Annotated in this window: 7 protein-coding genes and 1 pseudogene; 7 read left to right on the top strand and 1 reads right to left on the bottom strand. The window is 40.7% G+C overall.

Features of this window, described 5'->3' with window-relative positions; genetic code table 11:
• Positions 1–687 precede the first annotated feature (687 nt).
• Both AACQ79_RS10800 and AACQ79_RS10805 read left to right on the top strand, forming a co-directional pair.
• Positions 688–1,152 carry a hypothetical protein gene (locus AACQ79_RS10800; protein ID WP_170888957.1) on the top strand — a complete coding sequence of 155 codons (465 nt, stop codon included), beginning with the start codon at positions 688–690 and terminating at the stop codon, positions 1,150–1,152.
• Between the two features lie 747 nt (positions 1,153–1,899).
• Positions 1,900–2,817: an alpha/beta hydrolase gene (locus AACQ79_RS10805; RefSeq protein ID WP_170899836.1), complete on the top strand. Its 918-nt coding sequence runs from the start codon at positions 1,900–1,902 to the stop codon at positions 2,815–2,817.
• A gap of 213 nt (positions 2,818–3,030) precedes the next feature.
• Here AACQ79_RS10805 and AACQ79_RS10810 read toward each other — a convergent pair whose 3' ends face one another.
• Positions 3,031–3,363, bottom strand: coding sequence for a PBPRA1643 family SWIM/SEC-C metal-binding motif protein (locus AACQ79_RS10810; protein WP_069573255.1), 333 nt, complete (start codon positions 3,361–3,363; stop codon positions 3,031–3,033).
• 239 nt (positions 3,364–3,602) lie between these two features.
• Between AACQ79_RS10810 and AACQ79_RS10815 the strand changes: the two genes are divergently transcribed.
• The 5 genes and pseudogenes from AACQ79_RS10815 to AACQ79_RS10835 all read left to right on the top strand — a co-directional run bounded on the left by AACQ79_RS10815 (position 3,603) and on the right by AACQ79_RS10835 (position 8,410).
• Positions 3,603–4,277, top strand: coding sequence for a hypothetical protein (locus AACQ79_RS10815; RefSeq protein WP_098415773.1), 675 nt, complete (start codon positions 3,603–3,605; stop codon positions 4,275–4,277).
• Positions 4,278–5,392: 1,115 nt separating this feature from the next.
• On the top strand, positions 5,393–6,055 hold the full coding sequence (locus AACQ79_RS10820; RefSeq protein WP_170899837.1) for a hypothetical protein: 663 nt from the start codon (positions 5,393–5,395) through the stop codon (positions 6,053–6,055).
• A gap of 149 nt (positions 6,056–6,204) precedes the next feature.
• Positions 6,205–6,744 (top strand): annotated as a pseudogene (locus AACQ79_RS10825) (hydrolase).
• A 673-nt stretch (positions 6,745–7,417) separates the two neighbouring features.
• Positions 7,418–7,735 (top strand): DUF4144 domain-containing protein, encoded by a 318-nt coding sequence (locus tag AACQ79_RS10830; protein WP_142993762.1) that lies wholly within the window; start codon positions 7,418–7,420, stop codon positions 7,733–7,735.
• Positions 7,736–7,915: 180 nt separating this feature from the next.
• Positions 7,916–8,410: a hypothetical protein gene (locus tag AACQ79_RS10835; protein WP_170899841.1), complete on the top strand. Its 495-nt coding sequence runs from the start codon at positions 7,916–7,918 to the stop codon at positions 8,408–8,410.
• Positions 8,411–8,547: the final 137 nt, after the last annotated feature.

The raw sequence follows: 8,547 nt of genomic DNA on the forward strand, positions 1-8,547 counted from the left end.
CAGCTAACAAACGGCTCAAGAGGGATTGCCAACGCTTGGCGACTTTAGTTCAAAATTGCAGTTCAGTGTTTACAGTGTGTTTTTTGAGTTCGGCTATGCGTTGTCAACCCCTTAGCCGGGCGTTATGTGTTTGATGAGTTTTTAAGGTCAAAGCTACGATTTCATTGATAATTCGTTTCGTGTTTTCGGCAAGTTGGCTTGGTCGAAATGGATTCTGAACAACCTGAGATTGATCGTTTTCAAGGTTCTTGGGTTGCCTCAATTAAGTTTTGGATCTGGCTTGTGTTGAGTTTCGTCAGTTTCAAATCGCTTTAATTGAAATGTCTTTTTGACTGATTTGCTTGCTGATATTCAGCTCTGAAAATCTGGTGAAGCAAAAGGTTTTGTTGTAGCTGAAAGGGCGCTTTCTTTGCTGTTGATTCTGTAAGTGGCTCTCTTTGGCTAAAATCGTTGTAAAATTTAGGGTTTGGTTAGCATCGTTTTTGCACGTAAGTTATTCAAATTTCGTCCTTTCTACGGTGATTTACTTTGAATTCACGGTAAAATTCACATAACAAGCAATTCAAGTGGATTCTCAACGCGTGGCAGTTTTACTATGCGTTAGGTAAAGTGTTTTACGGTGCAATGCGGCGGCTTGGTCAGTGCGTTGTTCACCACTTAATTGGGCGTTATGTGAACAGGAGAAAAATGATAAACCTTCACGAAGAAGCGGCTTGGGTAAGAAGTAAAATAGAATCAGTTGTCGGTAAAGGCTGGTTCTATTTTGGTTCTGACTTTCCAATTAATGCTTGTAAACATGCTTCAATGTTGTTCTGCTACCACTTAACCCAAAAAGGCTACAGTAAGCCTATATACCTTGTCTTTGGTATATCTAAAAAGCGTGGCGGTGAAGTTGGGCATTGGTGGGTAGAAAGTGAAGGTATTTTGGTTGATATAACAGCTGATCAATTTAACCTCATTGAAGACAGCGAACTTAGTTATAAAATCAAAATTAACAGGTTATATCTTCCTGTTTATTGTGTCCCCACTTTAAATGCACCTCACCACAAGGTGTTCGAACTCGTTCCCAAAGAATTATGGGCTTGGAACGAAGATGATGTTAGTGAAACCTACCTTGATGAACTAAGCATTTTTTATAGTCGCTTGTTGTAGCAGTTCACATAACAAACGGCTCAAGAGGGATTGCCAACGCGTGGCGACTTTAGTGCAAAATTGAAGTTCAGCGTTTACAGTGTGTTTTTTGAGTTCGGCGGTGCGTTGTCAACCCCTTAGCCGGGCGTTATGCAACTCAGGTAAATTTAGGGGTTCAATCTTTTTGGATTTCTCCGGCCATTCGTTTTGCGTTGTCGGCAAATGAGCATTTTTACCCTAAAATTCGTGGTTTACTCAAGCCGTAAAACAGGCAAGGTTCTTTGTTTGCCTCAATCAGTTTTGGCGCTGGTTTGTTGTCAATTCAGCGTGCGCAAAGTGTGGAAAGGGCAAGTTTATCGAGCATTTTTCATTTGCTGAAAGTCTTGCTTGTAGGGTTTGTCTCATTCAAAAGCTTGGTTGGTTGTTGAAAGGTGGGCTTTATTTTGGCGGCATATTTATCACGGCTCTGGCTTGGGTTGATTCTTGAATCACTCAACCATTGCAATGGTGGCTTTTGATCGAGTAAAGTCAGTTTATCTTATTGAATTTGCATAACAAACGGTTAAAGAGGGACTGCCAACGCGTGGCGGTTTTTGTTCAAATCGGCCTTTGTGATTACGGTTGTTATTTTGAGTTCAGTGTTTTGCGTTGTCAGCCCCTTAACCGGGCGTTATGTTTAATCAGCATCATAAATCACCATTGTTTTTATATACAGCAATATGAGTTCGGCTATCATATTGAGCTTTGAACACATTCGAAGAATTAAATATGAGCAACTATCTAGAGCGCGGCATTAAAGAACTCGTTGAAGAGTTCATTTCTTGTGGGAAACCTTGCCCATCAAAACAAACTATTTCTGAGCGTCGTGCCGGTTATCTATCAAGTACAGTTTTAGCTGGCTCTAGCCCTGAAATGGCCGATGAGTTTGTTGATGAGCTGGATGGTATTCAAATCAAAGTTTATAAGCCAAGCGATAAAGCTAATTTGCCAATCACGATTTACTTTCATGGTGGTTGTTTCATTAGTGGTGGTTTTGAAACACATGAAGCACAACTGAGGCAGTTAGCTCATCTATCAGAGACTATAGTGGTTTGCATTAAGTACCGATTAGCACCAGAACATACATATCCATCAGCTCATGATGATGTATTTCAGGCCGCGTTGGGTATCAAAGAGCATGGTCATAAATATGGCGGTGATACTGGACATGTGTTTTTTGTCGGTGATAGTGCTGGCGCACAATTAGCTCTTGCTACAGCACTTCGCTTGAAAAATAAAAAGCTGTGGCTACCTGAAAAACAAGTCCTAATATATCCAATGGTCGATCCCTTGGGGGCGTCTAATAGTTATCAGAAAAACGGTACAGATTTTATTATTACCGCTCAAATGTTGCTGTCAGGTTTTCAGCTTTATGCGGGTGAATCAGAGCGGTTAGTCAGTGAAACAGAACTCAATCTATTGGCAAGAAAAGATTTTCAAGGTTTACCGCCAACGATGATTATCACAGCCGAGTATGACCCACTGCGAGATGAAGGAGAGCAGTTGTACAGGTTGCTTCTTTCCCAAGGAGTTGACGCTTATTGTGAACGTTACCTAGGTGTAATACATGGTTTCTATCAACTTTCGGGTGTAAGTGAGTCTGCAAGGCGTTGTATTAGGAATATTGCAGAAACGATCAAAAATTAAACATAACAAACGCTTCAAGAGGGACAGCCAACGCGTGGCATTTTTACTATGCGTTGGTTTTTGTGGTTACGGTGTTATGCGGAAAGTTAGTAGTGGCGTTGGCTGCCCCTTAAGCGGGCATTATACCGTTTTGACTTACGCGCAGAATATCGTATAGGTTCTAGTTTATAAAAAAACCGTCAGAAGACGGCTTTGGACGTAATTATCGAGGGTTTAAGCACAGCACTTTTTGTACTTTTTTCCGCTTCCACAAATGCACGGTTCATTACGGTTTGGTGTTTTGTCATAGGTAATAGTTTTAGGTTTGTTTAATAGCGTATCAAGCTCAACAGTGTTCTCTGGTTGCTTTGAGTCAATGACAATATCAGCCACTATTGAGTGCTCAGAAAGTAATATTTCTATCTCTGCTTTACGAGCCTCGGTTGGGACGACAACATTGATTGGAGCCTCGTCAGTGCCTGCTTTTACATCACGGTTTACGTTGTAGCCTGAAATGACGTGGTTTTGTCTAGCATCGATTCGACCTTTGAAAAATAGTTTGGACATTTGCAACTCACTGATGGATTGTTGTGGTGTAATTTGGCCGCGATTATACGGCACTATGGCAATTGATAAAGAAGTTCCTACAATGTGCATCGGATCACGGTATAACAAACGGCTCAAGAGGGACAGCCAACGCGTGGCATTTTTACTATGCGTTGGTTCATGTGATTACGGTGTTATGCGGAAAGTTGATAGTAGCGTTGTCTGCCCCTTAAGCGGGCGTTAGAAAATGGAGGTTAGAATTGGGATACGATTTATATGATGCTCAATACGATCAATACATGGATGAAATGTACTCCAATATTGAGGAAGAACTTCGAGAGGAGCTATATGAGGAGCACAGAGATCAAGCTATTGAAGAGTTTATCTTTGAGAGAATGCAGTCGTATTATCGTCAAAAGCCTGATTTAGCTGAGAATGCGATTAAGTTTCTACGCAAGAGCAAAGCTCTTCTTGAGGTAGATCCTACGGTTTCGTTAATTTATGCAGCAATTTCGACCGAGGTGTTAATTAAATCAGTTTTGTTAAAGCCTATAGTGTATGGAATGGTTCATAACGAATATGCGGCAGAAATGATCTCAAGTGGGTTACTCAAACAAAGTGGAATCGATAGATTCAAAGATCTAGTTTTCGATGTGATCGATGAGAATGTAGACTTAGGTTGTTCAATTAATGAGTACAAGCGCCAACAATCTTCGGAAACTCTTTGGCGAGAGCGAGACAATATTCAAAGGTTACGCAACAAAATCATGCATGCAGCTAATGAGTGTTCATCTGAAGACGCACAACAAGCAATTGATATAACCGTAGAGTTTGTTTCCATTATCGTTGCTGTTATTCGTAACTTCAGCTTGGATCTATCATCAGAGGGATTGGTGATCGACTATGTTGACCCTAATCAGCAGTCCCTTTTCTAACAAACGGTTCAAGAGGGACAACCAACGCGTGGAATTTTTATTATGCGTTGGTTTTTGTGATTACGGTGTTATGCGGAAAGTTAGTAGTAGCGTTGGTTGCCCCTTAACCGGGCGTTAGGCAAAGTGAGTTTTTATCAGCTAAATCGAGTTTGAATTGAACGGTAAATTCCATGTTTTCTGGCTTAAGTTAAGCAATAAATAATCATCACATATTTGTTGTTTCTTGATCGCGTTGGGTTGCTTTTCGTTGTGAGTTTAGCGGCAAAATAACCTTCAGCATCCAAACGTCCGCCGAGCATGCTACGCTCGTCACTTTTCTTCCAAACCGCTCAATTTGAGTTTTTTGTTTCTTTGCTGATTTAGCATTTTGGTTTATAAATTAATCGGTTAGTTTGTTTCAAGTTTACAAAAAAGCTCGTTCTTTGGTTTTGAAAGTATCGTTGTCAATCGGTTGGCCTAACAAACGGCTCAAGAGGGATTGCCAACGCGTGGCGGCTTTAGTGCAAAATTGAAGTTCAGGGTTTACAGTGTGTTTTTTGAGTTCGGTGGTGCGTCGTCAACCCCTTAGCCGGGCGTTATGCAACTCAGGTAAATTTAGGGGCTCAATCTTTTGTGATTTCTCCGGCCATTCGTTTGGTGTTGTCGGCAAATGAGCATTTTTACCCTCAAATTCGTGGTTAACTTAAACCGTAAAACAGACAAGGTTCTTTGTTTGCCTCAATCAGTTTTAGCGTTGGCGCGTTGTAAATTAAGTGGGCGCAAAGTGTGGAAAGGCCAAGTTAATCGAGCATTCTGCACTTGCTGAAAGCCTTGCTTGTTGAGTTTGTCCCATTCAAAAGCTTGGTTTGTCGCTGAAAGGTGAACTTTGTTTTGGCGGCTTATTTATCAAGGCTCTGGCTTGGGTTGATTCTTGAATCACTCAACCATTGCAATCGTGGCTTTTGGTTGTGTAAAGTCAGTTTATCTCATTGAATTTGCATAACAAACGGCTCAAGAGGGATTGCCAACGCGTGGCGACTTTAGTGCAAAATTGCAGTTCAGTGTTTACAGTGTGTTTTTTAAGTTCGGTGGTGCGTTGTCAACCCCTTAGCCGGGCGTTATACCTAAGGAAGCAAATGAGCAGTATTTACGAAATTATTCAGAAAGACCCACAGTACTATGTTTGGCTTTTTGGGCTGATCAATGCGGGTTGGATCGTATTCGCATTTCTATTTAAATCATGGCATGAGAGGCAACTCAAAAGGCTAGAACAAGACTTAAGGTTTGATGCCGAAAGGCGTTTAAAAGTCTTTGACTTGAAAGCCACTGAGTATGCCAACTATGTTACTAGTTTGGATCAATTTGGAAAGAAAAACCAAAGTGAAATAATGGGGCGCATGCAACCTATTTTCGACCAATACCTTAATGATATTATGGCTGCTTCAGTTGAAAACAACCAAGAGAAAGCTCGCGACGTGTTGGTGTGGTTTAGCCAACAAATTTCACTCATTATGGGTGAAGGAGGAGAAGATTTTTTCAAATTAAAGTCAGAGTCTAATAGATTAAAGCTGATAGCGACTGACGAGATGCTTGGAACTTTTCAGCAGTTGGAAGATTTGACTGAATTATCAATGAATACAGCACATGAATTCATGGGTAAATTGACGGAAATAGTCCTACATCAGCAAACTTCAGTCCAAGAAGAATATTTGGCGAAACTTAATGATATATCATCAGATATTCAGGTGCAGTCTAAGTTGCTAATGACTCAGATGCGTACGGAAATACGTGGAATTTAGGTATAACAAACGCTTCAAGAGGGACAGCCAACGCGTGGCATTTTTATCATGCGTTGGTTTTCGTGGTTACGGTGTTATGCGGAAAGTTAGTAGTAGCGTTGGCTGCCCCTTAAGCGGGCGTTATAAGGTGGTTTAGCAAAGGAGTCTGTATGCTTGACAAGGAAAATACTGGTCTGATTATCGTTGATATCCAAGGCAAGTTGGCTCGATTGGTTTCTGACAGTAATGAGCTTGTTTCAAATTGCATAAAACTAATTAAAGGAGCTCAATTGCTAGGATTGCCAATAGTTTGGCTTGAGCAAAATCCAGATAAATTAGGTCAAACCATCGAAGAGCTCAGAGTGTTATTGGGTAATCAACAACCGATTAGCAAATTCAGTTTTGATGCTTGTGGTGAGCCTCGTTTCATCGAGACTATCCAAAAATCGAATAAAACGTCTTGGTTAATATGTGGTATCGAAGCTCACATATGTGTTTATTAAACGGCTATTCATCTCAAAAATCTAGGTTACAACATACATTTAGTGAGTGATTGCGTGTCTTCACGTGATGCATCAAACAAGGAGCTAGCAATTACAAAGCTAGCAGGAGCTGGTGTTGAAATAACAGGTTTAGAAATGAGTCTTTATGAACTGGTTAAAGATTGTCGAGCGCCAGAGTTTAAAGGAATACTCAATCTAATTAAGTAGTTATCCACCTTATAACAAACGCCTCAAGAGGGACTGTCAACGCGCGGCGTTTCCAGTCCCAATGAGCCGCGGTGGTTTCGGTTGTTGTGATTGAGTTTTGTAGTAATGCGTTGCCAGCCCCTTAGGCGGGCGTTATGCAACTCAGGTAAATTTAGGACTCAATCTTTTGGGATTTCTCCGGCCATTCGTTTTGTGTTGTCGGCAAATGAGCATTTTTACCTTCAAATTCATGGTGAACTCAAGCCGTAAACAGGCAAGGTTCTTTGTTTGCTTCAATCAGTTTTAGCGTTGGCGTGTTGTGAATCTTGTGGGCGCAAAGTGTGGAAAGGGCAAGTTTATCGAGCATTTTATACTTGCTGAAAGTCTTGCTTGTTGAGTTTGTCTCATTCAAAAGCTTGGTTTGGTGCTGAAAGGTGAACTTTGTTTTGGCAGCTTATTTATCACGGCTCTTACTTGGGTTGATTCTTGAATCACTCAACCATTGCAATGGTGGCTTTTGGTCGTGTAAATTCGGTTTATCTTATTGAATTTGCATAACAAACGGCTCAAGAGGGATTGCCAACGCGTGGCGACTTTAGTGCAAAATTGAAATTCAGGGTTTACGGTGTGTTTTTTTAGCTCGGTGGAGCGTTGTCAACCCCTTAGCCGGGCGTTATGTTTATTGGAGAAATTCATGGTCAATTGGCCTTGTATCCTGAAATTGGATGGTGACGATGAGCTCATTTATTTGGGCTCAGAAACTGACTTGAACTGCGAATGTGTGGGGCTGATTTTTAGCTCAGATGATCGAGTAATCGATTCTGAAGGTTTTGTATATTCATTGGTTTCAGATGCTTCAACAGCGGTTAACTTGGTTGGAAACTCAGTCCAGATTTCAGCAGAAGATGCATCAAGATTGATTCAATGTCACGAATTTTGTCGAGCTGAAGTTTGTTTGACAAAAATTCAATTTGAGACGGTAAGTGACGCAATTAAGTGCCTGAAATCTTAGGCTAAATAAACATAACAAACAGTTCAAGAGGGACTGCCAACGCGTGGCGATTTTTGTTCAAATCGGCCTTTGTGATTACGGTTGTTATTTTGAGTTCAGTGTTTTGCGTTGTCAGCCCCTTAACCGGGCATTAACTGGTCTTTTGTTAATATGAACGCTGCAAAAATAAAGAGAAATTAAATGAAATCAGAAAATAAACTTAGTGGACGATTGTTAGTGGTAGAAAAGAGCCTTCGTCTTGCTACTCCTATTGTGGCTTTGATTGGGTTGACGATTTGGGCTATTTCATTGGCGATTATTGAAACACAAGGAAAAAGTTCAAATAGTGATGCTTTTCTGTTGTTGAGAAATGCAGGTTTAGGAATCTTCTCGTTGGTTTCTGTGCTTTACGTGGTTGTTTTGTTTAGTTCAAAAAAAGCACGGGAGTGTAGAGTCCTAACTGGGGAACAAATTAAGTTAATTTGTTGGTTCTTATTTTTAGCTATGTTGGCTGTATTAGGGCTATTTCAACTTAATAGCTTGCTTACCAAGTCTTTAAGTTACGTAGCGGTGTTTGCTGTAATTGTGGACATCCTTTTTTTCATAAATGGGAAAGATGAGCTTTATAAACGTCTATTAGATATAGTCCTAATTCTGATCACATCTATTGTGGTTAGTCTTAATTTTACTGGCTAGCTAGAGACCACTTAGTATCAAGTTTGAAGTGCGACACTTTCTACAGATGCGCATGAATATACTCCGTTGGTGTCCTATACCCAAGTCTTTTGCGTGGGCGCGTATTTAATTTGTGTGCAATTTCATTGCAGAGCTTC

The organism is Vibrio sp. 3-2(1), from assembly GCF_963887575.1.
GTDB lineage: Bacteria > Pseudomonadota > Gammaproteobacteria > Enterobacterales > Vibrionaceae > Vibrio > Vibrio anguillarum.

Excerpts from the sequence above, each read along its gene's own strand:
- AACQ79_RS10800 (WP_170888957.1), top strand. The coding sequence starts at position 688 with ATGATAAACCTTCACGAAGAAGCGGCTTGGGTAAGAAGTAAAATAGAA.
- AACQ79_RS10805 (WP_170899836.1), top strand. The coding sequence starts at position 1,900 with ATGAGCAACTATCTAGAGCGCGGCATTAAAGAACTCGTTGAAGAGTTC.
- AACQ79_RS10810 (WP_069573255.1), bottom strand. The coding sequence starts at position 3,363 with ATGTCCAAACTATTTTTCAAAGGTCGAATCGATGCTAGACAAAACCAC.
- AACQ79_RS10820 (WP_170899837.1), top strand. The coding sequence starts at position 5,393 with ATGAGCAGTATTTACGAAATTATTCAGAAAGACCCACAGTACTATGTT.
- AACQ79_RS10830 (WP_142993762.1), top strand. The coding sequence starts at position 7,418 with ATGGTCAATTGGCCTTGTATCCTGAAATTGGATGGTGACGATGAGCTC.
- AACQ79_RS10835 (WP_170899841.1), top strand. The coding sequence starts at position 7,916 with ATGAAATCAGAAAATAAACTTAGTGGACGATTGTTAGTGGTAGAAAAG.